Genomic DNA, 24,371 nt, shown 5'->3' on the forward strand with positions numbered 1-24,371 from the left:
CAGTCCCTGCCATGACGAACCCGACGAGCACGACTCCCGCCTCCGGCGCCCCCGGCGCCCTGGCCGGCCGCCGCGAATGGACCGCCCTCGGCGTCCTGATGCTTCCGCTGCTCCTGGTCTCGATGGACGTCTCCGTCCTCTACTTCGCGATCCCCTCGATCAGCGCGGACCTGGAGCCGAGCGGCACCCAGCAGCTGTGGATCTTCGACATCTACGCGTTCGTGCTCGCCGGCCTGCTGATGACCATGGGCTCCCTCGGCGACCGCATCGGGCGCCGCAAGCTGCTCCTGTTCGGCGCCGCCGCGTTCGGCACCGCCTCGGTGCTCGCCGCCTACGCGGACAGCGCCGAGATGCTGATCGCGGCCCGCGCGGTCCTCGGCGTGGGCGGCGCGACCCTGATGCCGTCGACGATGGCGATCATCCGGACGATGTTCACCGACCCCGGACAGCGCACGAAGGCGATCGGCCTGTGGTCCGGCGTCATGACCGGCGGCATCGCCCTCGGTTCGGTGATGAGCGGAGTCCTCGTCCAGTACTTCTGGTGGGGCTCGGTCTTCCTGGTCAACCTGCCCGCGATGGCGCTGCTGCTGGTCCTCGGCCCGTTCCTGCTGCCCGAGTCCAAGAACCCCGAGCCGGGCCGCTTCGACCTGCTCAGCGTTCCGCTGTCGATGGCCGCCGTCCTGCCGGTGATCTACGGCATCAAGGAGATCCCGTCCGAGGGCTGGAGGACCGAGTACGTCGTCTCGGTCCTCGTCGGCCTGGTCTTCGCCGCCCTGTTCGTCCGCCGCCAGCGCACCGCGAAGTCCCCGCTGATCTCCCCCGCCGTGTTCCGCGGCCGCGGCTTCGCACCCGCGGTCGTCCTCAACCTGATCTCGTCCTTCGGCATGCTGGGCTCGGCGTTCTTCACCACCCAGTACCTCCAGTCGGTGCTCGGGAAGAGTTCCATGGCGGCCGCCCTGTGGTCCCTGCTCCCCACCGTCCTGGTCGGTGTGGCCGCGCCGGTCGCCGCGCAGCTCGTGCAGAAGGGCGTCCACCGCGCCCACGTCGTCTCCGGCGGATTCGTCGTCGCCGCCTGCGGCTACGGCCTGCTGGCCCTCGCCGGCACCGACTCCCTGTGGCTCGTGCTGGCCGGCGCGGGCGTCCTGGCCTCCGGCATCGTCACCGTGATGTCGCAGATGATGGACCTGGCCCTCGGCACCGTGCCCCTCGGCAACGCGGGCGCCGCCGCCTCCCTGCTGGAGACCGGCGCCGAGTTCGGCGGCGCCCTCGGCATGGCGGTCCTCGGCTCCATCGGCACGGCGGTCTACCGCCACGACGTCCCGGCCGGCGTCCCCGCCGCGGCCCACGAGACGCTGGGCGGCGCGCTGGCCGTGGCCGACGGGCTGCCGGGCGACGCCGGACAGGCACTGGCCGCCGCCGCGCGGGAGGCGTTCACCCACGGCATGCAGGCGGCGGCCGTCGCCGGCGCGGTCCTGCTGCTGGGCGCCGCCGCCCTCACCACGGTGAGCCTGCGCAAGGTGACGGTGCGCGAGGGCGGCGACGGCCCCGACGCCGGTGCGGGCGAGCCGCTCCCCACGGCGGCGTCCGGGCAGGGAAACGGCCTGACGACCGCCTGACACCACCCACCGGGCGCACGACGCCCCGAACCCCCGCCCGCCGGGCGGGCCGGAGCATTCCGGCCCGCCCGGCACCGGCATGTGCCCGGAGGGACCACCGCGCGCGGTGACGGCCCTCGAACCGGCTCCCGGGCCGGTCCCCGATCAGGTCGGCGACGCCGGGGAGTTGTCGGCGGGGCGTGCCAGGATGGGCCTGTGACACAGACATTCGGTACGCCGTTCATCGGCCGGGGTGACGAACTCGCCCGGCTCACCGGCGTGCTGGAGCGCGCCCGGAGCGGCGAGCCGCGCGCGGTCCTGGTGGCCGGGGACGCCGGCGTCGGCAAGACCCGCACCCTCACGGAGGCCGCGGCGCACGCGGCCGCCGCCGGGACGACGGTCCTGACCGGGCACTGCGTGGACCTCGGCGACGTGGGCCTGCCCTACCTCCCGTTCACGGAGATCCTGGGCGCGGCGGCGGCCGACGACCGCTTCGCCCCGGCGTTCGCGGCCCATCCGGAGGTGGACCGGCTGACCGGCTCCGGTCCGGGCGCCGGCGGCGCACCCGACCCCGGCGGCCGGCTGCGGCTCTTCGAGGCCGTCGCGGGTCTCCTCGCCGACCTGGCCGACGTCACCCCGCTCCTGCTGATCCTCGAGGACCTCCACTGGGCGGACCAGTCCTCCCGCGACCTGCTCCGCTTCCTGCTCAGCCGGGGCGTGCTCCAGCGGCCCTCCCCCGGCGACCCCGCCCGACGCCTCGCGGTCTTCGCCTCGTACCGCGCGGACGACCTGCACCGCCGCCACCCGCTGCGCCCCCTGCTCGCCGAGCTGATCAGGCTGCCGGCCGTCGACCGGCTGGAGCTGCGGCCGATGGCCGACGCCGACGTGGCCCGGCTCGTGCGCGCGCTGCGCACCGGCCCGGTCTCCGACACCACGGTCCACCGCATCGTCGAGCGCGCCGAGGGCAACGCCTTCTACGCCGAGGAGCTGCTCGCCGCGCTGCCCGGTGACGACGCCCCCGTCTCCCCCGCCATGCCCAGCGGGCTGGCCGACGTCCTGCTCATCCGCATCGAGCAACTCTCCGACACCGCCCAGCAGGTGCTGCGCACGGCTGCCGTCGCGGGGCGCCGCGTCGAACACGACCTGCTGCGCAGTGCCGTACAACTCCCGGACGACGAACTGGAGTCGGCGCTGCGCGAGGCCGTCGGACACCAACTCCTGGTGCCCGGGGACGATGCGACGTACTCGTTCCGTCACGCGCTCACCCGCGAGGCCGTGTACGCGGACCTGCTGCCCGGTGAACGGGTGCGGCTGCACAGCCAGTTCGCCCGGCTCCTCGCCGGGCAGGCCCGTTCGGCGAAGAACGCGGCGGAGCGCGCCCACCACTCGCGCGAGAGCCACGACCTGACCGACGCGCTCACCGCCTCCCTCGAAGCCGCCGATCACGCCCAGCGCGTCGGCGCGCCCGCCGAGGAGCTGCGCCATCTGGAGACCGCCCTCGAACTGTGGCCCGCGGTGGACGCCGGCGCCCGCCCCGACGGCGGCACGGTCACCCTCACCCTGCGCGCCTCCTCCGCCGCCGCCAGCGCCGGCGAGATGCACCGCGCGGTCCACCTCACCCGCGACGCGCTCGCCAGGGCGGGCTCGGACACCGACTCCGAGCTCGCCGCCCGGGTCCGGTACACCCTCGCGGGCAACCTGATGCGGATCGACAGCCTGAAGGACGCCTTCACGTACAGCAGCGAGGCGCTCGCCCTGATCCCCGCCGATCCGCCCTCGAACACCTGGGTGTGGGCGGCGGCGACCCATGTCATGGCGGCCCGCCACGTGGGGCGGGCGGGGGACGCCGAGCGGGTGGCGCGGCAGGCGCTCGCCACCGCCGAACAGCTCGGGCTGGCCGACGCCCAGGCCGACCTGATGATCTCCCTGGTCGGCCTGGACCCCGACAACCGGCGCACCCCGAAGGGCCGCGAACGCCTGCGCCGGGCCCGTGAACTGGCCCACGGCGCGGGGAACTTCCCGGTGGAGATGCGGGCGCTGTTCAGCCTCGCCATCGGGGCTTACGAATCCGGTGATCTGGAGGAGTGCCTGACCTGGCTCGGCGACGGAGTGGACCGCGCCCGTCGCGCCGGCCTCCTCTCCTCGCCGTACGCCCTCGAACTGCGCTATCTCCAGTCACTGGTGTTCTACACGCTGGGCCGCTGGGACGCGTGCGCGCGAGCGGCCGCCGACGACGCCGAACTGCTGCCGGCGGCGGCCGGGTTCGCGACGGGCCCCGCCCTGTACGTCGCCCTGGCCCGCGGCGAGCACGAGGCGGCCGTCGCCGGAGCCCGCGCCCTGCTCGACCGGCCGTTCGACTGGATGTCGACGCTCGTCGCGAGCATCGTGCTGACCGACGCGGCGGCCCACTCCGGCGACGCCGAGGAGGCCGTGCGGCGGCTGCGCGCCGCGACCGAGGCCCTCACGGACGCCTCCGGCACCGGCCCGCCGCCCGTCGTGGTGCGACTCGCCGCGCTCGCCCTGTCGGCGGTCGCGGACGCGGCCGAGGAGGCGCGCCGCGGCGGCGACCCGGCCGGCGGCGCGCGCTGGGCGGACACCGCGACGGAGCTGGTGGAGCTGGCCAGGACCACGGCGGCGCACGGCGGGAAGGACGACGAGCAGGGCCCCGAGGGCCTGGCCTGGCTCGCCCGTGCCGAGGCGGAAGGGCTGCGGGCCCGCACCGGCCCGGACGTCGCGGCCTGGGAGCGGGCCGTGACGGCGTTCGGCTACGGCGATCCGTACGAACTGGCCCGCAGCAGACGGCGGTTCGCGGAAGCCCTGCTCGCGGCGGGACTCCGCGAGGAGGCCGCCGAGCAGGCCCGCGCGGCCCATGAGAGCGCCGTGCGCCTCGGTGCCGTACCGCTGCGCGAGGCCCTGGAAACACTTCTGCGGCGCGGCCGGCTCACCGAGTCCCCGGCGGCCGGGGAGCGCATCGCCGCGCTGACCGCCCGGGAGAGCGACGTGCTGCGGCTGCTCGGCCACGGGCGCACCAACCGCCAGATCGGCGAGGAGCTGTTCATCAGCGGCAAGACGGCGAGCGTCCACGTCTCCAACATCCTCGCCAAGCTGGGGGCCGCGAGCCGTACCGAGGCCGTGGCCATCGCCTACCGCGAGGGTCTGATCGCCCCGGAGACGACACCGTCCCCGTGATCCGCGAGACGGCCGAGGGCCGGGACACCAGCGGGTGTCCCGGCCCTCGGCCGTCGTACGGGAAGCCGTCGCGGCGCGGCCTCAGACCAGGTTGACCGACCGCGCCGAGGTCGCGCCGATCTCCTCGGACAGCTCGGTGAGGACGCTCTGCGGCACCGTGTCGTCGACCGTGAGGACCGCGAGGGCCTCGCCGCCGACGGCCGCGCGGGCGACCTGCATGCCGGCGATGTTGATGCCGGACTCGCCGAGGATGCGGCCGACGGTGCCGACGACACCGGGACGGTCCTCGTAGCTCAGCACGACCATGTGGTCGGCGAGCGCCAGGTCCACGTCGTACTCGCCGACGGCGACGATCTTCTGCAGGTGCTTCGGGCCGGCCAGCGTGCCGGAGACCGCGACCTCCTGGCCGTCGCTCAGCGTGCCGCGCACGGTGACCACGTTGCGGTGGTCGGGGGACTCCGAGCTCGTGGTCAGCCGGACCTCGACACCGCGCTCCTGCGCGAACAGGGGGGCGTTGACGTAACTCACGGTCTCGTCGACGACGTCCTCGAACACGCCCTTGAGCGCGGAGAGTTCGAGCACCTTGACGTCGTGCTGGGTGATCTCGCCGTACACCTCGACGTCGAGGCGGACCGCGACCTCGCCCGCGAGGGCGGTGAAGATGCGGCCGAGCTTCTCGGCGAGCGGCAGCCCCGGCTTCACGTCCTCGGCGATCACGCCGCCCTGGACGTTGACCGCGTCCGGGACGAGCTCACCGGCGAGGGCGAGGCGCACCGAGCGGGCGACGGAGATGCCGGCCTTCTCCTGGGCCTCGTCCGTGGAGGCGCCGAGGTGCGGGGTGCAGACGACCTCGTCGAGCTCGAACAGCGGGGAGTCCGTGCAGGGCTCCTTCGCGTACACGTCGAGGCCGGCGCCGGCGACGCGGCCCTCCTTGAGCGCCGAGTACAGCGCCGCCTCGTCGACGATCCCGCCGCGCGCGGCGTTGACGATCCGCACCGTCGGCTTGACCTTGTGCAGGGCCTCGTCACCGATGAGACCGAGGGTCTCGGGGGTCTTCGGCAGGTGCACGGTGATGAAGTCCGAGACCTCGAGCAGCTCGTCGAGGGTGAGGACCTTCACGCCCATCTGCGCGGCCCGCGCGGGCTGGATGTAGGGGTCGTAGGCGACGACCTTCATGCCGAACGCCGACATGCGCTGCGCGACGAGCGCGCCGATGCGGCCGAGGCCGACGACACCGAGGGTCTTCTCGGCGAGCTCGACACCGGTGTACTTGCTGCGCTTCCACTCGCCGTTCTTCAGCGCCGTGTTGGCCTGCGGGATGTGGCGCGCGGTGGCGAGGAGCAGACCGCAGGCCAGCTCGGCCGCGGTCACGATGTTGGAGGTGGGGGCGTTGACGACCATCACGCCGGCCTTGGTGGAGGCGGAGACGTCGACGTTGTCCAGGCCGACGCCGGCTCGTGCGACGACCTTCAGCTTCTTGGCGGCGGCTACGGCCTCGGCGTCGACCTTGGTGGCCGAGCGGATGAGGATGGCGTCGACGTCGGCGATGGCGGGCAGCAGCTCGGCGCGGTCCGCGCCGTTGCAGTGCCGGATCTCGAAGTCCGGGCCCAGGGCGTCTACGGTCGCGGGCGACAGCTCTTCAGCGATGAGTACGACAGGTTTCGAGCTCACGTGAGTCCTCACAAGTCCAATGCGGACGGCCGTCCCGACGGCCGCAGGCGGTGGAGGGTTTTAGCGGCCCCGGAATGTACCTGCACTTCTTGGTGGGGTCGCTCGAGCCGCGTGGAAGACGCACGACGCTGTGGGCCTGACGCGTTGGTGATGTGGAGCAGTGTAGTGGCGCCGGAGAGGTCGTCCTGCGCCTCTGCGGAAGGATCACCCTCCCGTGGCTGGACGGGATGTCCAACACCGCGCCCACGGGTGTTACCCGGGGTTCGACGAAGGGCCGGAGCATGCCGCCCCGGCCCCCGTCGCAGGGCTTACGCCTCGTCGTCGTTGACCCACGACATGAGCTTGCGCAGCTCCTTGCCGGTGGTCTCCAGGAGGTGGTTCTCGTCCTGGGTCTTGTACTCGTTGTACTTCTTCAGGCCCGAGTGGTACTCGTCCATCCAGTTACGGGCGAACGTGCCGTCCTGGATCTCGGCGAGGACCTTCTTCATCTCGGCCTTGGTGGCGTCCGTGATGATGCGCGGGCCGGTGATGTAGTCGCCCCACTCGGCGGTCTCGGAGACGGACCAGCGCATCTTCTCCAGGCCGCCCTCGTACATGAGGTCGACGATGAGCTTCAGCTCGTGGAGGCACTCGAAGTACGCGATCTCCGGCTGGTAGCCGGCCTCGGTCAGCGTCTCGAAGCCGGCCTTGACCAGGGCGGCGGTGCCGCCGCAGAGGACCGCCTGCTCACCGAACAGGTCGGTCTCGGTCTCCTCGGTGAAGGTCGTCTTGATGACGCCGGCGCGGGTGCCGCCGATGCCCTTGGCGTACGAGAGGGCGAGCGCGAAGGCGTTGCCCGTCGCGTCCTGCTCGACGGCCGCGATGCAGGGGACGCCGCGGCCCTCCTCGTACTGGCGGCGCACGAGGTGACCCGGGCCCTTGGGGGCGACCATGCAGACGTCGATGCCGGCCGGGGGCTTGATGAAGCCGAAGCGGATGTTCAGGCCGTGGCCGAAGAACAGCGCGTCGCCGTCGTTCAGGTTGTCCTTGATGGACTCCTCGTAGACCTGGGCCTGGATCGGGTCCGGCACCAGGATCATGATGACGTCGGCCTCGGCCGCGGCCTCCGACGGGGTCACCACGCGCAGGCCCTGCTCCTCGGCCTTCGCCTTGGACTTGGAGCCTTCGTGGAGACCCACGCGGACGTCGACACCCGAGTCACGCAGGGACAGCGCGTGGGCGTGGCCCTGGCTGCCGTAGCCGATGACCGCGACCTTGCGGCCCTGGATGATGGACAGGTCTGCGTCGTCGTCGTAGAACAGCTCGGCCACTGGGGTTCTCCTTGTTTTCCGGTATTTCCGGTGTTGCGTCCCACCGTACGGCGGGCGGGGGAAGTGAAGTTCTCGGGTCTCGGCATACGGGCGGGGCGGGGTGGGCGGCCCGCCCGTACACCGGTGTCTTCCGGCTTAGGCCGACCGGTCCAGTGCCCGCAGCGACCGGTCGGTGATCGAACGCGCCCCGCGTCCGATCGCGATCGTGCCGGACTGGACCAGTTCCTTGATGCCGAAGGGCTCCAGCATCTTGAGCATGGCCTCCAGCTTGTCGGCGCCGCCGGTGGCCTCGATGGTGACGGCCTCCGGGGAGACGTCGACGGTCTTGGCCCGGAACAACTGAACGATCTCGACGATCTGCGAGCGCGTCTCGTTGTCGGCGCGCACCTTCACCAGAACGAGTTCCCGCTGAACGGCCGAACCGGGTTCCAGCTCGACGATCTTCAGGACGTTGACGAGCTTGTTGAGCTGCTTGGTGACCTGCTCGAGCGGGAGTTCCTCGATCACGTTCACCACGATGGTGATGCGGGAGATCTCGGGGTGCTCGGTGACACCGACGGCGAGGGAGTCGATGTTGAAGCCGCGCCGGGAGAACAGGGCGGTGATCCGGGCGAGGACACCGGGCTTGTTCTCGACGAGGACGGAGAGGGTGTGCTTGCTCATGGGTCTGACTCGGCTCTCTCTCAGTCGTCTTCGTTGTCGCCGAAGTCGGGGCGGACGTCCCGGGCGAACATGACCTCGTCGTTGGAGGTTCCGGCGGCGACCATCGGCCACACCATCGCGTCCTCGTGGACGATGAAGTCGACCACGACCGGGCGGTCGTTGATCGAGTTCGCCTCCTCGATCACCTTGTCGAGGTCGTCCGGGGACTCGCAGCGGATGGCGTGGCAGCCCATCGCCTCCGACAGCTTGACGAAGTCGGGGACGCGGGTGCCGGCGCTCGGCTGCTTGCCGTCCGCGTCCGGGCCGCTGTGCAGCACGGTGTTGGAGTAGCGCTGGTTGTAGAAGAGGGTCTGCCACTGGCGGACCATCCCGAGGGCGCCGTTGTTGATGATGGCGACCTTGATCGGGATGTTGTTCAGGGCGCAGGTGGTGAGTTCCTGGTTGGTCATCTGGAAGCAGCCGTCGCCGTCGACCGCCCAGACCGTGCGGTCCGGCTGTCCGGCCTTGGCGCCCATCGCGGCCGGGACCGCGTAGCCCATCGTTCCGGCGCCGCCGGAGTTCAGCCAGGTCGAGGGCTGCTCGTACTGGATGTAGTGGGCGGCCCACATCTGGTGCTGGCCGACGCCGGCCGCGAAGATCGTGCCCTTGGGGGCGAGCTGTCCGATGCGCTCGATGACCTGCTGCGGGGACAGCTGGCCGTTGTCGGGCTGCTCGTAGCCGAGCGGGTAGGTCTCGCGCCAGCGGTTGAGGTCGCTCCACCAGGCGGTGTAGTCGCCGGCGTTGCCCTCGCTGTGCTCCTTCTGGACCGCCTGGACCAGATCGGCGATGACCTCGCGGGCGTCTCCGACGATCGGCACGTCGGCGGCGCGGTTCTTGCCGATCTCGGCCGGGTCGATGTCGGCGTGGACGATCTTGGCGAAGGGGGCGAAGCTGTCCAGCTTGCCGGTGACGCGGTCGTCGAAGCGGGCTCCGAGGGCGACGATCAGGTCGGCCTTCTGCAGCGCGGTGACGGCGGTGACCGAACCGTGCATGCCCGGCATTCCCACGTGCAGCGGGTGGCTGTCGGGGAACGAGCCCAGCGCCATCAGGGTGGTGGTGACGGGTGCTCCGGTGAGTTCCGCGAGGACCTTCAGCTCGGCGGTGGCGTGTGCCTTGAGGACACCTCCGCCGACGTACAGCACGGGCCGCTTCGCCTGGGACAGCAGCTTGGCGGCCTCGCGGATCTGCTTGGCGTGCGGCTTGGTCACCGGGCGGTAGCCGGGCAGGTCCTGGGTGGGCGGCCACTGGAAGGTGGTCTTGGCCTGGAGGGCGTCCTTGGCGATGTCGACGAGGACCGGGCCCGGGCGGCCGGTGGAGGCGATGTGGAAGGCCTCCGCGATCGTCCGCGGGATGTCCTCGGCCTTGGTGACCAGGAAGTTGTGCTTGGTGATCGGCATGGTGATGCCGACGATGTCCGCCTCCTGGAAGGCGTCCGTGCCGATCGCCTTGGACGCGACCTGCCCGGTGATCGCCACGAGCGGCACCGAGTCCATGTGGGCGTCGGCGATCGGGGTGACCAGGTTGGTCGCGCCGGGGCCGCTGGTCGCCATGCAGACCCCGACCTTGCCGGTGGCCTGCGCGTAGCCGGTGGCCGCGTGGCCGGCGCCCTGCTCGTGGCGCACGAGCACGTGCCGCACCCTGCGGGAGTCCATCAGCGGGTCGTACGCCGGAAGGATCGCACCGCCGGGAATGCCGAATACGGTCTCGGCCCCGACCTCCTCGAGCGAGCGGATGAGGGACTGCGCACCCGTGACGTGCTCGGGGGCGGACTGCTGTCCTCCGGAACGGGGCCGCGGCTGCGGATGGTGGGCCCCGGTGGCCTGCTCGGTCATCGGCATTCTCTTCTCGATGCTGAGGGTTTTTGCGACTTTTGTGCGGTGTACGACTGATGCCTGTGCAACAAAAAACCCCTCGTGCCGTGAGGCAAGCGAGGGGAGCGCGCCGGGTGCGGTCGCCGGGTGTTCCGGATCGTTCCGGTGTCCACCTGGCTTCAGCCGACGCGCTTTCCAAGTACGAGAATTCGGGTGCGCATGGCATTGACCCTCCCCCCGGCACGCACCGACTGTCAAGTGGGTGGGACGGGAGTCTCATTATGTGAGCGGAGGGCCGTTCCGCCCCCCAGGACGATGGGCACACCACTCGTATACACCCCGGCGCCGCCCCCGCCCGCGAACACCGGCTCGGCGGGGCCGTCGGGCACCGGATAGTGGCCGGAAGACAGCGCTCTGCGCAGCCGGTACTCGTCCAGGGGCCCGGAGAACGCCATGCCCTGCCCATGGGTGCAGCCCATCGCGCGCAGGGCGACGACCTGCTCCGGGAGATCCACCCCGTCGGCCACGGACTGCAGGCCCAGATCGCCGGCGATCCGCAGCAGCCCGCTGGTGATCTTGTGCAGCCGGGCGGACTCGACGACTCCCTCGACCAGGCTCCGGTCGAGACGCAGTACGTCGACGGGGAGCCGCCTCAGCGCCGTGATCGCCGCGTAGCCGCTGCCGAAGCCGTCCAGGGCGATCCGCACACCGAGACGCCTGAGCGCGTTCAGACGGCGCTCCAGCTCGTCCAGGGGGACTCTCGGATCGGTGTCGGACAGTTCGATGATCAGGCCGCCCGAGGCGAGCCCGTGCCGGGTGAGCAGGGACTCCACGGAGCCCAGCGGCATCGAGCGGTCCACCAGGCGCCGGGCGGTCGTCCGGACCGTGACCGGCACGGCGACGCCCGCGGCGGTGCGCTCGGCGGCCTGCTCGACGGCCTCGGCGAGCATCCAGCGGCCGAGTTCGGCGGTCCGCTCACCGTCCTCGGCGACCCGCAGGAACTCGGCGGGCGTGAAGAGCACCCCTTGGGAGGAACGCCAGCGCGCCTGTGCGGTGACCGACGCGATCCGGCCGTTCTCCAGCGACACCACGGGCTGGTGCAGCAGGGTGAACTCGCCGTCCTGCAGCGCGGAGCGCAGCCGGGTCGCCAGTTCCGCCTTGCGGACCACGTCCTGCTGCATCTGGGGCGCGTACAGCTCGACGCGGCCCTTGCCCGCGGCCTTGGCGCGGTACATGGCGAGGTCGGCGTTGCGCAGCAGCTCGCCGGCGCCGAGGCCCGGTTCGGCGAAGCCGACGCCGATGGACGCGGCGACCCGGACATCGTTGCCGTCGATGCAGTACGGCTGGGAGAGCCTGATCCGCAGACGGTCGGCGAGTTCCCGTACCTGCTGCTCACGAGCGGTGCGGTCGCGGCCTCCGTCGCCGACGATGAGGGCCGCGAACTCGTCCCCGCCCAGCCGGGCGGCGGTGTCGCCGTGCCGGACGGAGTCCTGGAGCCGGCGGGCGGCCTGGACGAGCAGCTCGTCCCCGGCCTGGTGCCCGATGGTGTCGTTGACGGCCTTGAAGCCGTCGAGGTCGATGAAGAGGACCGCGGTGCCCCGGTCGGTGGAGCGGCGCCCGGACAGGGCCTGCTGGACGCGCCGGGTGAACAGCGCGCGGTTGGGCAGGTCGGTGAGCGGGTCGTGCTCGGCGTTGTGCTGCAGCTGCGCCTGCAGCCGCACGCGCTCGGTGACGTCACGGCTGTTGAAGATGAGGCCGCCGTGGTGGCGGTTGACGGTGGACTCCACGTTGAGCCAGCCGCCGTCGCCGGAGTGGAACCTGCACTCGATCCGGGTGGTGGGTTCCTCGGCGTGGCTCGTCGCGAGGAAGCGCCGCACCTCGTGGACCACGCAGCCGAGGTCCTCGGGGTGGATGAGCGAGGCGAGCTCGGAGCCGACGAGTTCCTCGGCGTCGCGGCCGTAGACCCCGGCGGCGGCCGGGCTGACGTATCTCAGGATGCCGTTCGGCGCGGCGATCATGATGACGTCGCTGGAGCCCTGCACCAGGGAGCGGAAGTGGTTCTCCTTCTGGGCCAGCTCCTGGGTGAGGGTGATGTTGTCGAGCAGCATGATGCCCTGGCGCACCACGAGGGCGAGCACGACGAGACCGGCGGTGACGAGCACCACGCGGTCCACCCTGCGTCCGTTCAGGATGTTGTAGAGGATCCCCAGCGTGCAGACGGCGGCGGCCAGATAGGGCGTCAGCGCGGCCAGCGAGCCGGTGATCGGGCGGGTCGCCGCGTAGCGGCCCGGTCCGGAGACCTGGGGGTCGGCGGGCGCGGGTCCGTCGTGCCGCCGCCCGTGGGGATGCTCGGGCTCGTGGTGCCGCCCCTGGTCCTCGTGGGACCCGGGACCCTCCGCCGGGGCTCCCGGTCCGTACGGCGGACGGGCCTCCTGGGGGCCGCGGGACACGTGACTCCCCGGTGGCCCGTGCTGCCCTTCCCTGCGCTGTCCCGGGATGCCCTCGTGCACCACGCGCGCGTGCTCCTCCGAGCCCTGCTCGTCCGGTACGCGCAGGTCCGGGCCGTGGGTGTCGATGTCGCGCTCCTCCGTGCCGTGCTCGCCGATGCCGTCCTCCCCGGGCTCGTTCCCGTGCCGGGTGGCGACCCAGGGTGCGTACGCGAGGAGCAGGGAGCCGGCGAACCAGCCCGCGTCGAGGAGCTGGCCCGAGTGGTAACTGTTGTGCAGGAGGGGCGAGGTGAACAGCGCGTCGCACATCACGGTCAGGGCGAGCGCCCCGATCGCCGTGTTCACCGCCGACCGGTTCACCGACGAGCGCCTGAAGTGCAGCGCGAGCACCATGCTGACCAGCGCGATGTCCAGCAGCGGGTACGCGAGCGACAGCGCGGTGTGCGCGACGCTCGGTCCGTCGAACTTCGCGGCCTGGGCGAGCGCCAGACTCCAGGACAGGGTGAGCAGGGAGCCGCCGATCAGCCAGGCGTCCAGCGCGAGGCACACCCAGCCCGCCTTGGTGACGGGCCGTTTGGCGAGCACCAGCAGTCCGACGATGGCGGGCGGCGCGAAGCAGAGGAAGAAGAGATCGGCGTAGCTCGGGGTGGGCACGGGACGGTCGAGGACGACCTCGTACCACCCCCAGACCAGGTTTCCGAGCGAGGCCATCGCGGAGGAGAGCGCGAACAGCAGCCACGCGGGCCGAAAGCGGCTGCGGCGGCTACGGGCGTAGAGGAAGCAGGACACCGCCGCGGTGCCCGCGGCGATGCTCAGCCCGAAGTCGCCCATGACCAGCGCGAGACTCGTGGAGCCCCAGCCGAGCGCGGAACCGACGGCGTAGGCCGCGCACACCAGGGCCAGCACGAGTTGCGAGAACAGGCCCGTCCCGCCGTCGAACACCGTCCGACGGGTCAGCAGCGCTCCCGGGGAGCTCACCGGGCCCACCCTGTCCGCGCCCCGGGGTCGCGCCGGTCCCGGTGCGCCGGGTGTCCGGGCCTCCGGCGGGCCTGGTGCCTGCGGTGGTGACGGCTGCCGTGACCGCAGCTGTGCGTGGTCGCGCGCCAGGGTCGTCGGCGGCGGCCCCGCCGCGTCGGATCGTTGGTCCATAGGCCGTGCATCGCCCGTCGCCCCCCTCGCAGTCTCTGAAATCCGTCCCCGGCGCCGAACGGTGCGCGGCGCAGCCCCTGTCGGGACGATACACCAGTCTCGTCACTCAGGGACATAGTTCCTCTACTCTCCGTGACGACCAGGGACTATGCCGACACTGCCCGCATCCGGGGAACTGCGGAGCGTGCCCGAGGCGGGCGGCGAGCGAACAGGGCCTTGCTCAGGTGCCGGTGGTAAGGACCACGTTGCGCAGCGGCTCCCGGTTCACGAAGCGGGTCAGCTGATCCGCCAGCAGCCGTTTGGCGCGCGGCCAGAACGCCGAGGTCGGGCCGCCGACATGGGGGCTGATGAGCACGCCGGGCGCGTGCCACAGCGGGTGCCCCGGGGGCAGCGGTTCGGGGTCGGTGACGTCGAGGGCGGCGGTGATGCGCCCGCTCTTCAGCTCGCCGAGCAGCGCGTCCGTGTCGACGACGGGGCCGCGGGCCACGTTCACCAGGAGCGCGCCGTCCTTCATCCGGGACAGGAAGCCGGCGTCCACCAGGCCGCGGGTACCGTCCGTGAGCGGCACGGACAGGATGACGACATCGAACTCGGGCAGCAGGGACGGCAGTTCGGCCAGGGGGCGCACGGGACCGCGCGCCGTGGCACGGGAGGAGCGTGCGACGCGCACGACCCGCGCGAGCTCGAACGGCACGAGCCGGTCCTCGATGGCGGACCCGATCGACCCGTACCCCACGATGAGGACGGACTTGTCGGCCAGCGAGGGGTGGAAGCCCGAGCGCCACTCCTGCTTGTCCTGGGCCCGCACGAAGTCGGGGACACCGCGCAGCGAGGCGAGGACCAGGGCGAGGGTGAGTTCCGCGGTGCTCGCCTCGTGCACCCCGCGGGCGTTGCACAACACCACGCCGGGGGGAAGGTGTTCGAGGCTCGGCAGGACGTGGTCGACGCCGGCGGAGAGCGTCTGCAGGACGTGGACGGACGTCATTTCGGCCAGCGGCCGCTGCGAGACCTCGGACGGCTTCATGTACGGCACGACGTAGAACGCGCAGTCGGCGGGATCCGCGGGGAACTCCTGGCCGCCGTCCCAGAAGCGGTAGTCGAGCCCTTCGGGGAGTCCGTCGATCTCGTCCGCGCGAAAGGGGAGCCAGACATCGGAAGTCATGGTCACGAGGTTATGCCAGGAGCCCATGCGCGCAGAGGTTAGGTTGGGGGCCGGCAGAAGGAGGATCACGGCCAGGTGGAGCGCAGAACGATCGGGGCCGCGGCGCTCGATGTGGGGGCGGTCGGACTCGGATGCATGCCGATGAGCTGGGCTTACACCGGGTCACAACAGCGTGGCGAGGAGTCGCTGCGCGCGGTGAACGCGGCACTGGACCGGGGGTCGACGCTGCTCGACACGGCCGACATGTACGGGCCCTTCACCAATGAGCTGCTCATCGGGCGCGTCCTGAAGGAGCGGCGCTCCGAGGCCTTCGTGTCGACCAAGGTCGGCCTGCTGGTGGGTGATCAGCACCTCGTGGCCAACGGCCGTCCCGGCTATGTGAAACGGGCCTGCGACGCGTCGCTGCGCCGGCTCCAGACGGACGTGATCGATCTCTACCAGCTGCACCGCGCGGACCCGGAAGTGCCGGTCGAGGAGACCTGGGGCGCGATGGCCGAGCTCGTCGCGGCCGGAAAGGTCCGCTCGCTCGGGCTGTGCGCGGTGGGTGCCGGGTCCGGCCGCCGGTCGGGGGCGCGGTTGCACGACGGAACGATCCGGCTGCTGGAGCGGGTGCAGCAGGTCTTCCCGGTGAGCACCGTGCAGGCCGAACTGTCGGTGTGGTCGACGGAGGCACTGGACGCGCTGCTGCCGTGGTGCGCGGCGCGCGGTGTCGGGTTCCTCGCCGCGATGCCGCTCGGCAACGGCTTCCTGACCGGCACGCTGACCCCCGGCGAGGGCTTCGAGCCCGACGACCCGCGGGCCCGCCATCCCCGCTTCACCGCCGAGATGATGGCCGCGAACCAGCCCATCGTCGTCGGTCTGCGGCGCGTCGCGCGGCGGCACGGGAGCGGCGCGCTGCCCGTCACGCCCGCGCAGGTGGCGCTGGCGTGGGTCCTGGCGCAGGGTCCGCACGTCGTCCCGGTGCCGGGGGCCAAGCGGGAGCGCTGGGTCGCCGAGAACGCGGGGGCGGCCGGACTGCGGCTGACGGCCGAGGATCTCGCCGAGGTGGCGGGGCTGCCGGGGGCGCTGGGATCCTGGGACTGAGGCGCCGGCCGCCGGGCCCGGCCGGCGTGGTGGCGGCCCGGCGCGGACCGCCCGTCCTGAACCGGGAACCGGTGGAACGCGAGCGGTGTATGAACAGGAGGACCACCGCGTCGAAGGGACACTGATGGTGCAAGTTCGAGCAGTGACAGTCGTGTTGGCCGCGACCGCGCTCCTGGTGACGGCCGGCTGTTCCTCCGGCGGCGGTCCGGGGCCGGCGGGCCCCGGCGGGTCCGCGAGTGTCGGCAGCAGCACGCCGCGGGCGTCGGCCACCCCGAGCGCCACCGGCGGACGGACGCCGCCCGCGAAGGGCTCGGTGAAGGTCCTGCGCACGGTCACCGAGAACCTCGACACGCCCTGGGGCCTCGCGCCACTGCCCGGCGGCGGTCTGCTGGTGTCCTCGCGGGACAAGGGGACGATCACCCGGATCGACGAGAAGACCGGCGCGAAGACGCTGCTGGGCGAGGTGCCCGGAGTGGCCCCGGCCGGCGAGGGCGGCCTCCTGGGCATCGCGCTGTCACCGGACTACGCCTCCGACCACATGGTCTACGCCTATCTGACGACGGCCTCCGACAACCGCATCGTCCGCATGCTGTACGACGGGCGGAGGCCGCCCGGAGACCAGCTGGGCGCGCCGGACACGATCTTCAAGGGCATTCCCAAAGGCATGATCCACAACGGCGGCCGGATCGCCTTCGGCCCGGACCGCATGCTGTACGCGGGCACGGGCGAGACGGGTGACCGGGGGCTGGCGCAGGACAAGAAGTCGCTCGGCGGCAAGATCCTGCGCATGACGCCGGAGGGCGAGCCCGCGCCGGGCAATCCGTTCCCCGGCTCGGTCGTGTACTCGTACGGGCACCGCAACGTCCAGGGTCTCGCCTGGGACGACAAGCAGCGGCTGTGGGCCTCGGAGTTCGGCCAGGACACCTGGGACGAGCTGAACCAGATCAAGCCGGGCGACGACTACGGCTGGCCGGTGGTGGAGGGCATCGGCCACAACCCGAAGTACCACGATCCGATCGTCCAGTGGCACACCGACGAGGCCTCCCCGAGCGGGATCGCCTACGCCGGGGGGTCCGTCTGGATGGCGGCTCTCAGGGGGCAGCGCCTGTGGCGCATCCCGTTGAACGGCACCAAGGCGTCCGCGCCGCCCGAGGCCTTCCTGAAGGACAGGTACGGCCGTCTGCGCACGGTCGTCTCCGCGGGCGGCGACCGGCTCTGGCTGACCACGAGCGAGACCGACGGCCGCGGCACCCCGGTGAAGGGCGACGACCGGATCCTGGAGCTGGAGGTGTCGTAGGGACGGCGGCCCGGGGACCGGACCCCGCCGGACCCGGCGGGGCACCCCCTCGGCACAGCCCTACCCGGCCGCCCGGGCGGCCGGGGTGCCCGGCGCGTCGGGGGCGTCCGGCGGGAAGAGCCGCAGGCGGTGGGCCAGTGCCGCCGCCTCCCCCCGCCCGGAGACGTCCAGCTTGGCCAGGATGTTCGAGACATGGACGCTGGCCGTCTTCGGGGAGATGAAGAGTTCCTCGGCGATCTGGCGGTTGCTGCGGCCGGCGGCGACCAGGCGCAGGACGTCGCGCTCGCGGCTGGTGAGGCCGAGCGCGGCCGCGGGGTCGGCGGGAGCGGTCCGGGGCCGTTCGGGGGCGTGGTCCAGGGTGAGGCGGGCGCGCTGGGCGAGCAGGGCGACGGCGTCGGCGAGCGGGCGGGCGCCCAGGTGCTCCGCGACGGCGCCGGCCAGCCGGAGGAGTTCCGCGGCGCGGTCGCGCCCCTCGTCGTCCGCGCCCGCGAGCAGCAGGGACTCGGCGAGGCGGAGGCGGACCCGGGCGAGGTCGTAGGGGCGCTCCAGGGGTTCGAGGGCCGCGACCACCGCGGACCACTCGTCCGGGACGCTCACGCCGTCGGCCCGCAGGAGTTCGGCGCGCAGCCACGCGGCGTGGGCGAGCCAGACCGGCGCTCCGGTGGCGAGGCTCCGCGCGGCCGTGCGGATGCGCTCCAGGGCCGGGGCGCGGCCCGGGGCGGCGACGGGCAGACCGCGGGCGTCGGCCTCCGCGGCGACGGCGGCCAGCAGCAACGGCCAGGCGTAGCGCTGGGTTCCGGGCGGGAAGCCCGTGGCCAGGGCTTCCTCCAGGGCCGTACGGGCGTCGAGGTAGCGGCCCTCGCCCGCGGCGAGGCCGACGGTGGCGCACAGCAGCGGCAGCGAGTACTGGGGCATCGGATCGTGGGTACCGAAGTGGCCGCGGGCGGCGGCCAGTTGGCGTCCCGCTTCGGCGAGGTCGCCACGGGCCAGGGCCACGGGCACCAGTCGGGACGCGCCCACCCCGGAGGCCTTGCCGCCGAGTCCGACGGCCAGGGCGTTGTGCGCGGCCTCGGTGGCCTCGTCCCAGCGGCCGAGCGCGTACAGCGATTCGGAGAGATTGCCCCAGACCCAGGCCTGGGTGTCCAGCAGACCGTTCCGGCAGGCGAGTTCGACGCCCTCGCGCAGGATGGCGACGGCCTCGCGGGAACGGCCGACCGACTCCAGATGGGAGGGCAGGTTGATGTGCAGCCGGCCCACGACATAGGCGGTGTCCTGGAGGTTCACCCGCTCCCTGACCCGGTAGATCTCCGCGAGCCCGGCCTCGACGTCCCCCGCGTCGACCATCAGGCCGCCGAGGGTGAGCCGGGCGTTCAGCTCGGTGTCCCGGGCGCCCACCATGTGCGCGTACTCCACGGCGCGTTCGGCCGCGGAGAGGGCGCCGTGGCCCGGCTGGTGCACCATGCACCAGGCGGCGACCATGGACAGGACCTCGGCGTGCACCGGGGAGGGCGGCAGACCGCGCACCAGGTCCTGGGCGGTGGCGAGTTCCTTCCAGCCGTCGCCGCGGACCAGTGCCTGCACGAGCCGGGAGCGCTGGAGCCAGAACCAGGCGGCGCGCAACGGGTCGCCCTCGTCCTCCAGCAGGTGCAGCGCCCGCTTGGTCGTCTTCAGGGCGCGCTCGCGCTCCCCGCACAGCCGGCCGGCGACCGCGGCCTCGGCCATCAGGTCGAGGTAGCGCAAGGGTGCGGTCGCCAGGTCACGGCCGGCAAAGGCCTCCTCGGATCCTTCCGGCGGCACGGGAGGATAGGCCTCCACGTAGCCGATGGGGCGCAGTTCGGCCCGTACGGTGTCGGGGACCGCCTCCCACAGCTCCATCGCCCGTTCCAGGAGCCGCAGTTGCTCGGCGTGGGCGTGCCGGCGGCGGGCCTCGACCGAGGCGTCGAGGACCGCGGGCAGGGCCTTGGCGGCGTCATGGGCGTGGTACCAGTAACTGGCCAGGCGGGTGACGCGTTCGTCGGCCGGCACGAGCGCCGGGTCGGCTTCCAGGGCCTCGGCGTAGCGGCGGCTGAAGCGGGAGCGCTCTCCGGGCAGCAGGTCGTCGCTGACGGCCTCGCGGACCAGGGAGTGGCGGAAGCGGTAGCCGTCACCGCCGGGCGAGGCGATCAGGATGTTGGCGCCGACACAGGCGCGCAGGGCCTCGATGAGGTCGTCCTCGGCGAGTCCCGCCACGGCGGCGAGCAGGGGGTACTCGACGGTGCTGCCGCCCTCGGCGACGATCCGGGCGACCCGCTGGGCGCTCTCGGGCAGGCCTTCGACGCGGACGAGGAGCAGGTCGCGCAGGGTGTCCGTGAGTCCGGTGCGGCAGCCCTCGCGGGCCGCCACGGCGAGTTCCTCGACGAAGAACGCGTTGCCGTCGGAGCGGGCGAAGATCTCGTCGGCCTGGGCGGCGTCGGGTTCCCGGGCGAGGATTCCGGCGATCTGGCGGCCGACCTCGGTCCGGTTGAAACGGCCCAGCTCGATGCGGCGGACCGTGCGCAGGCGGTCGAGTTCGGCGAGCAGGGGGCGCAGCGGATGGCGGCGGTGGATGTCGTCGGCGCGGTAGGTGGCGATCACGACGAGGCGGCCGCTGCGCAGGGTGCGGAAGAGGTAGGCCAGCAGATGGCGGGTGGAGGCGTCGGCCCAGTGCAGGTCCTCGAGGACGACGACGACCGTACGGTCCGCGGCGACCCGTTCCAGGAGGCGGGCGGTGAGTTCGAAGAGGCGGGCCATGCCGTCCTCCTCGTACGGCCGTCCCGTGGGCGTCTGCGCGAGCTCGGGGAGCAGCCGGGCGAGTTCCTCCTCCTGCCCGGCGGCCGCGGCGGCGAGCTCGTCGGGCAGGGCGCGGCGCAGGGCACGCAGGGCGGTGGAGAACGGCGCGAAGGGGAGGCCGTCGGCGCCGATCTCGACGCAGCCGCCGCAGGCGACGACGGCGCCCTCGCGGGTGGCGGCGGCCGAGAACTCCTCCAGGAAGCGGGTCTTGCCGACGCCGGCCTCGCCGCCGAGCAGGAAGGCCTGCGGCTCTCCCCCGGCGCCGGATGCCTGGGAGGCGCCCCCGGCGGCGGCGCGGGCGAGCGCGTCGTTCAACGTCCTCAGTTCGTCGGCGCGTCCGACGAACACCGGGCTGACGGACCTGGTCTCCACGGGCCCGAGCATGGCACAGGGGTCCGGCGGGGCGGCAGCGGTTATCGGGACGGCGGCAGGGACTGTCGGGACGGCGGCAACGGTCGTCGGGACGGCGGGCAGCGCCCCGCCCGCCGTCCGGCCGCCGCCCGGCGGGAGACGGCCGACCGCGGGACGGCCGCCGTCACGCACACCCTGTGGACGGCCGGACGGCGCCCTGCCGTCCACGGGTGCCCCGGTGCTCATACGGCGCGGGCGAACCGGTGCCGTCGGGGGCGGTCGCTATGGGCCCGCTCGTCGGAGTCACCGTGTGCGGACCGGGTGCCGGCGGAGCGGCGGGCGGCCCGGCGGATGCTCGCGGCCTCCCGGGCGAGCCGGTGGGCCTGGGCCTCGCGGATCAGTTCCGCGGACCGGATGCGGTGGAGCTCGTACTCGAACATCTCGTACCCCTTGTGAAGAGCCGGTTTCGGTATCGCTCGTTCGCGATGCCTCAACCTTCGTCTCCCAGGGGGGTGGGCCACATCGGGAGAGTTCCGCATCTTGGGAACGCGAAGGGCCTTAGGGCGGCGGCCGGTTTCCCGCGCCGGCCCTAAGGCCCCTCAGAGGTGTCCCGGTTGTCCGGGTTCAGCTGGTGGACGGCAGTCCGAGGATGATGTCGGAGTACTTGGCGACCGCGAGCACCAGGCCGATGACGCCGAGCGACACGCCCGCCCAGGCGACGGACTTGATCCAGGCGGCCTGCGGCTTGCCGGGGGCGCCGAACGCGGGCCGCACCAGCACGAACACGCCGACGATCAGCGCGGCCAGCGCGAACAGGCCGCCGACGAGCGCGGTGGCCGCCCAGGCGTCGCCGTAGACCTCCTTGACCTGCTTGGCCACGGTCGCGGTCGACGAGGTCTCGAGCTGGCCGACCAGGGTCTCGCGGGCGGCGGCCACGGTGGCGACCCAGCTGCCGGTCAGCGACACCACGCCGAGTCCGGCGGAGACGACGGCCGCGGCGCCCTGCCCGACACCGGCGTTCTGTCCCGCGGCGCCGGTGTCGTCGCCCATGAGGTTCTCGTCCGCCTCGTCGTGCTCGTCGAGGTCCGTGCCGTCCTCGTCCGGTTCCTCGGCGACGGCGGCCGTCCCGGTCTCCTCGTCCGTGGTGGCCCCGGCCTCGCCGGCCTTGGTGACGTCCACGGTCCGCTCGTCGCGCTGCGCCTCGGTGCCGGTCTCGGCCCCGGCCTCGTCAACTGTCTTGGTTCCCATGTGCGGCACGGTACGGATGCTCTCTGAGAGGTTCCTTAATGATCCTTGTGGCCGGTGCCCGCGCGTGCGGCACGCCACTCGGGGGCGGGCACGGACCCCACCTCTGGGTCGTGCCGGGCCCCGTCAGCGCTCCTTCGTCGCCACGTCCGTCGGCCCGGTGTCCGTGAGCCCGGTGTCCGCCGGTCCGGCGTCCGGCAGCGTCTCGGCGCCCGTCGGCCGGGGGTTCGGCAGCACGGCGGCGTCCTTCGCGGCGCGGCCCAGTACGTCCGCCGCCTCGGCGTCCGTGGCCTCGGCCAGCCTCTCGTGCGCGGCACGGCACTCGGGCGGCTCGATGCTGATGCGCGGCAGCCTCTTGTCGAGGGCGCGGGGCAGCCACCAGTTGGCGTCGCCGAGCAGGTGCATGAGGGCGGGGACGAGGAGCGTGCGCAGGACGAAGGCGTCCAGGGCGACGGCGGAGGCCAGCGCGATGCCGAACATCGCGATGACGCGGTCTCCGCTGAGCACGAAGGCGAGGAAGACCGAGATCATGATGACGGCGGCGGAGTTGATCACCCGGCTGGTCTCGGCGAGGCCGACGCGGACGGCACGCCGGTTGTCACCGGTCTCCAGCCACTCCTCGTACATCCGGCTGACCAGGAAGACCTGGTAGTCCATGGAGAGCCCGAAGAGCACCGAGACCATGATCACGGGCAGGAACGGCTCGATCGGGCCCGCGCGGCCGAGACCGAGCAGTTCGCTCCCCCAGCCCCACTGGAAGATCGCGACGACGACACCGAAGGCGGCGGCGACGGCGGCGATGTTCATGGCCGCGGCCTTGAGGGGGATGCCGATCGAGCGGAACGCGAGCAGCAGCAGGACACAGCCGAGGCTGATCACGACTCCGACGAAGAGCGGGAGCTTGCCGATGATGACGCCCGCGAAGTCGTCGTAGCTCGCCGTCACACCGCCGACCTGTACGTCGAGGGAGGTGCCCGACTCGGCGCGCGGCAGGACGTCGGTGCGCAGCCGGTCGACGAGGTCGCTGGTCTTCTGGGACTGCGGCGCGGAGGCCGGGACGACGGTGAGGAAGGCGGTGTCACCGGCGCTGTTGTACGTCACCGGGGTCGCCGAGGCGACACCCTCGGTGGCGCGCAGCGTGGCGTCCAGGTTGTCCAGGGCGAGCCTGTCCTCGGCGCCGCCGACCTTGGTGACGAGGGTCAGGGGTCCGTTCATCCCGGGACCGAAGCCCTCGGAGATCCGGTCGTACGCCTGCCGGGTGGTCGTCGTCCTCGGGTCGTTGCCCTGATCGGACGTGCCCAGGTGGAGGGAGAGCGTGGGGAGCGCGAGCACGGCCATCACGACGACGGCCACGACGCCGAGCAGCTTGGGGTGGCGCTCGACGAAGGCGGACCAGCGGGCGGCGAACCCGGTGGCCATCTCCGGCTCGGGCCCGTGCTCCTCCAGACGTCGGCGCTCGCGGCGGCTGAGCGCGCGCGGCCCGATGAAGGAGAGCAGCGCGGGCAGCAGGGTCACGGAGGCCGCGACGGTCAGGACGACGGTCAGGGAGGCGGCGATCGCCACGCCGTTGAGGAAGCTGAGCCTGAGGATGAGCATGCCCAGCAGGGCGATGCAGACGGTGGCGCCGGCGAAGACGACCGCGCGTCCGGTGGTGGCGACGGCGTTCTGCGCCGCCTCGGCCACCGGCAGTCCGCGTTTGAGGCCGCGCCGGTGCCTGGTCACGATGAACAGCGCGTAGTCGATGCCGACGCCGAGGCCCACCAGCATGCCGAGCATGGGGGCGAAGTCGGCGACGGTCATGGCGTGCCCGAGGAGCACGATGCCGAAGTACGCCGTGCCGACGCCGACCAGGGCGGTGGCGATGGGCAGCATGGAGGCGGCGAGGGAGCCGAAGGCGAGGAAGAGGACCACGGCGGCGACGGCCACGCCGACGATCTCGGCCATGTGCCCGCCGGACGGCTTGGTGAGGGCGACGGCGGTGCCGCCCAGCTCGACGTCGAGCCCCTTGGCCTCGGCGGCCTTCGCCGTGCTGACGACGGCCTGGACCTCACCCTTGTCGAGGTCCTCGGCCCGGTCGGCGAAGGTGATGGTCGCGTACGCCGTCCGGCCGTCCTGGCTGATCCGGCCGGCCGAGTCGGCCCGGCCCGGTCCCTGGTGCGTGTACGGGCTGTCGACGGAGGCCACTCCGGGGAGCTTCTCGATCTTGTCGAGGGCCTGGGTCATGGTCTGCTCGACGTCGGCCGAGCGCACGGTGCCCGGGTCGGTGTGCCAGACGATCGTGTCGCTGTCACCGCCGAGGCCGGGGAAGCCCTTGTTCAGGAGCTGCGTCGCGTGGCCCGACTCGGTGCCGGGGACCTCGTAGTCGTTGGAGTACGCGGAGCCCGTCACGGTGGCGGCGGCGGTCACACCGCCGAAGGCCAGAAGCCAGAGCAGAACGGCGACGAGGCGATGCTGGACGCACCACCGTGCAAGGGCTGCCACGAGCGAGCTCCCTGGGGGATTTGTGGATCTTTATCGGGAACTGCCCGCAAAGAACACATGACTAAAGCGT

14 protein-coding genes are annotated in these 24,371 nt (G+C 72.6%); 4 read left to right on the forward strand and 10 right to left on the reverse strand.

Annotated elements, in window-relative coordinates:
• Positions 1–11: 11 nt before the first annotated feature.
• Positions 12–1,616, forward strand: a complete 1,605-nt coding sequence (locus ACH4S8_RS25695) for an MFS transporter (RefSeq protein ID WP_398397846.1) — start codon at positions 12–14, stop codon at positions 1,614–1,616.
• 195 nt (positions 1,617–1,811) lie between these two features.
• Positions 1,812–4,784 carry an AAA family ATPase gene (locus tag ACH4S8_RS25700; RefSeq protein WP_398397848.1) on the forward strand — a complete coding sequence of 991 codons (2,973 nt, stop codon included), beginning with the start codon at positions 1,812–1,814 and terminating at the stop codon, positions 4,782–4,784.
• Between the two features lie 81 nt (positions 4,785–4,865).
• On the opposite strand, the gene serA is transcribed toward ACH4S8_RS25700, so the two are convergent.
• The 6 genes from serA to ACH4S8_RS25730 all read right to left on the reverse strand — a co-directional run bounded on the left by serA (position 4,866) and on the right by ACH4S8_RS25730 (position 15,036).
• Positions 4,866–6,455 carry a phosphoglycerate dehydrogenase gene (serA, locus tag ACH4S8_RS25705; RefSeq protein ID WP_398397850.1) on the reverse strand — a complete coding sequence of 530 codons (1,590 nt, stop codon included), beginning with the start codon at positions 6,453–6,455 and terminating at the stop codon, positions 4,866–4,868.
• Positions 6,456–6,763: 308 nt separating this feature from the next.
• A complete protein-coding gene (gene ilvC, locus ACH4S8_RS25710) occupies positions 6,764–7,765 on the reverse strand; it encodes a ketol-acid reductoisomerase (RefSeq protein WP_398397852.1) in 1,002 nt (333 codons plus the stop codon).
• A 135-nt stretch (positions 7,766–7,900) separates the two neighbouring features.
• Positions 7,901–8,428: an acetolactate synthase small subunit gene (gene ilvN, locus ACH4S8_RS25715; protein ID WP_037622651.1), complete on the reverse strand. Its 528-nt coding sequence runs from the start codon at positions 8,426–8,428 to the stop codon at positions 7,901–7,903.
• Between the two features lie 20 nt (positions 8,429–8,448).
• Entirely contained in the window at positions 8,449–10,305 is a 1,857-nt protein-coding gene (locus ACH4S8_RS25720; protein WP_398397855.1) for an acetolactate synthase large subunit, read from the reverse strand.
• Between the two features lie 227 nt (positions 10,306–10,532).
• Positions 10,533–13,874 (reverse strand): EAL domain-containing protein, encoded by a 3,342-nt coding sequence (locus ACH4S8_RS25725; RefSeq protein ID WP_398397857.1) that lies wholly within the window; start codon positions 13,872–13,874, stop codon positions 10,533–10,535.
• 220 nt (positions 13,875–14,094) lie between these two features.
• Positions 14,095–15,036 carry a 2-hydroxyacid dehydrogenase gene (locus ACH4S8_RS25730; protein WP_398397859.1) on the reverse strand — a complete coding sequence of 314 codons (942 nt, stop codon included), beginning with the start codon at positions 15,034–15,036 and terminating at the stop codon, positions 14,095–14,097.
• Positions 15,037–15,111: 75 nt separating this feature from the next.
• Here ACH4S8_RS25730 and ACH4S8_RS25735 point away from each other — a divergent pair, with 75 nt between their 5' ends.
• Entirely contained in the window at positions 15,112–16,119 is a 1,008-nt protein-coding gene (locus ACH4S8_RS25735) for an aldo/keto reductase (RefSeq protein WP_398397861.1), read from the forward strand.
• A gap of 124 nt (positions 16,120–16,243) precedes the next feature.
• Positions 16,244–17,416, forward strand: a complete 1,173-nt coding sequence (locus ACH4S8_RS25740) for a PQQ-dependent sugar dehydrogenase (protein ID WP_398397863.1) — start codon at positions 16,244–16,246, stop codon at positions 17,414–17,416.
• Between the two features lie 60 nt (positions 17,417–17,476).
• Here ACH4S8_RS25740 and ACH4S8_RS25745 read toward each other — a convergent pair whose 3' ends face one another.
• From ACH4S8_RS25745 to ACH4S8_RS25760, 4 genes are all read right to left on the reverse strand, one after another.
• Positions 17,477–20,608 (reverse strand): AAA family ATPase, encoded by a 3,132-nt coding sequence (locus ACH4S8_RS25745; protein WP_398397865.1) that lies wholly within the window; start codon positions 20,606–20,608, stop codon positions 17,477–17,479.
• Positions 20,609–20,817: 209 nt separating this feature from the next.
• Complete coding sequence (locus ACH4S8_RS25750) at positions 20,818–21,015, reverse strand: hypothetical protein (RefSeq protein ID WP_398397867.1); 198 nt, start codon at positions 21,013–21,015, stop codon at positions 20,818–20,820.
• Positions 21,016–21,199: 184 nt separating this feature from the next.
• The gene (locus tag ACH4S8_RS25755; RefSeq protein WP_398397869.1) at positions 21,200–21,823 is read right to left on the reverse strand and encodes a hypothetical protein; all 624 of its coding nucleotides are present in this window, start codon (positions 21,821–21,823) and stop codon (positions 21,200–21,202) included.
• A gap of 123 nt (positions 21,824–21,946) precedes the next feature.
• On the reverse strand, positions 21,947–24,301 hold the full coding sequence (locus ACH4S8_RS25760; RefSeq protein WP_398397871.1) for an MMPL family transporter: 2,355 nt from the start codon (positions 24,299–24,301) through the stop codon (positions 21,947–21,949).
• Positions 24,302–24,371: the final 70 nt, after the last annotated feature.

It is taken from the genome of Streptomyces sp. NPDC021080 (assembly GCF_044333225.1).
In the GTDB taxonomy this organism is placed as follows: domain Bacteria; phylum Actinomycetota; class Actinomycetes; order Streptomycetales; family Streptomycetaceae; genus Streptomyces.

Bases quoted from the DNA above. Each gene is read 5' to 3' on its own strand.
- ilvN (WP_037622651.1), bottom strand. From the start codon at position 8,428: ATGAGCAAGCACACCCTCTCCGTCCTCGTCGAGAACAAGCCCGGTGTC.
- ACH4S8_RS25720 (WP_398397855.1), bottom strand. From the start codon at position 10,305: ATGCCGATGACCGAGCAGGCCACCGGGGCCCACCATCCGCAGCCGCGG.
- ACH4S8_RS25695 (WP_398397846.1), top strand. From the start codon at position 12: ATGACGAACCCGACGAGCACGACTCCCGCCTCCGGCGCCCCCGGCGCC.
- ACH4S8_RS25745 (WP_398397865.1), bottom strand. From the start codon at position 20,608: ATGCTCGGGCCCGTGGAGACCAGGTCCGTCAGCCCGGTGTTCGTCGGA.
- ACH4S8_RS25725 (WP_398397857.1), bottom strand. From the start codon at position 13,874: ATGGACCAACGATCCGACGCGGCGGGGCCGCCGCCGACGACCCTGGCG.
- ACH4S8_RS25755 (WP_398397869.1), bottom strand. From the start codon at position 21,823: ATGGGAACCAAGACAGTTGACGAGGCCGGGGCCGAGACCGGCACCGAG.
- ACH4S8_RS25740 (WP_398397863.1), top strand. From the start codon at position 16,244: ATGGTGCAAGTTCGAGCAGTGACAGTCGTGTTGGCCGCGACCGCGCTC.
- ACH4S8_RS25750 (WP_398397867.1), bottom strand. From the start codon at position 21,015: ATGTTCGAGTACGAGCTCCACCGCATCCGGTCCGCGGAACTGATCCGC.
- ACH4S8_RS25730 (WP_398397859.1), bottom strand. From the start codon at position 15,036: ATGACTTCCGATGTCTGGCTCCCCTTTCGCGCGGACGAGATCGACGGA.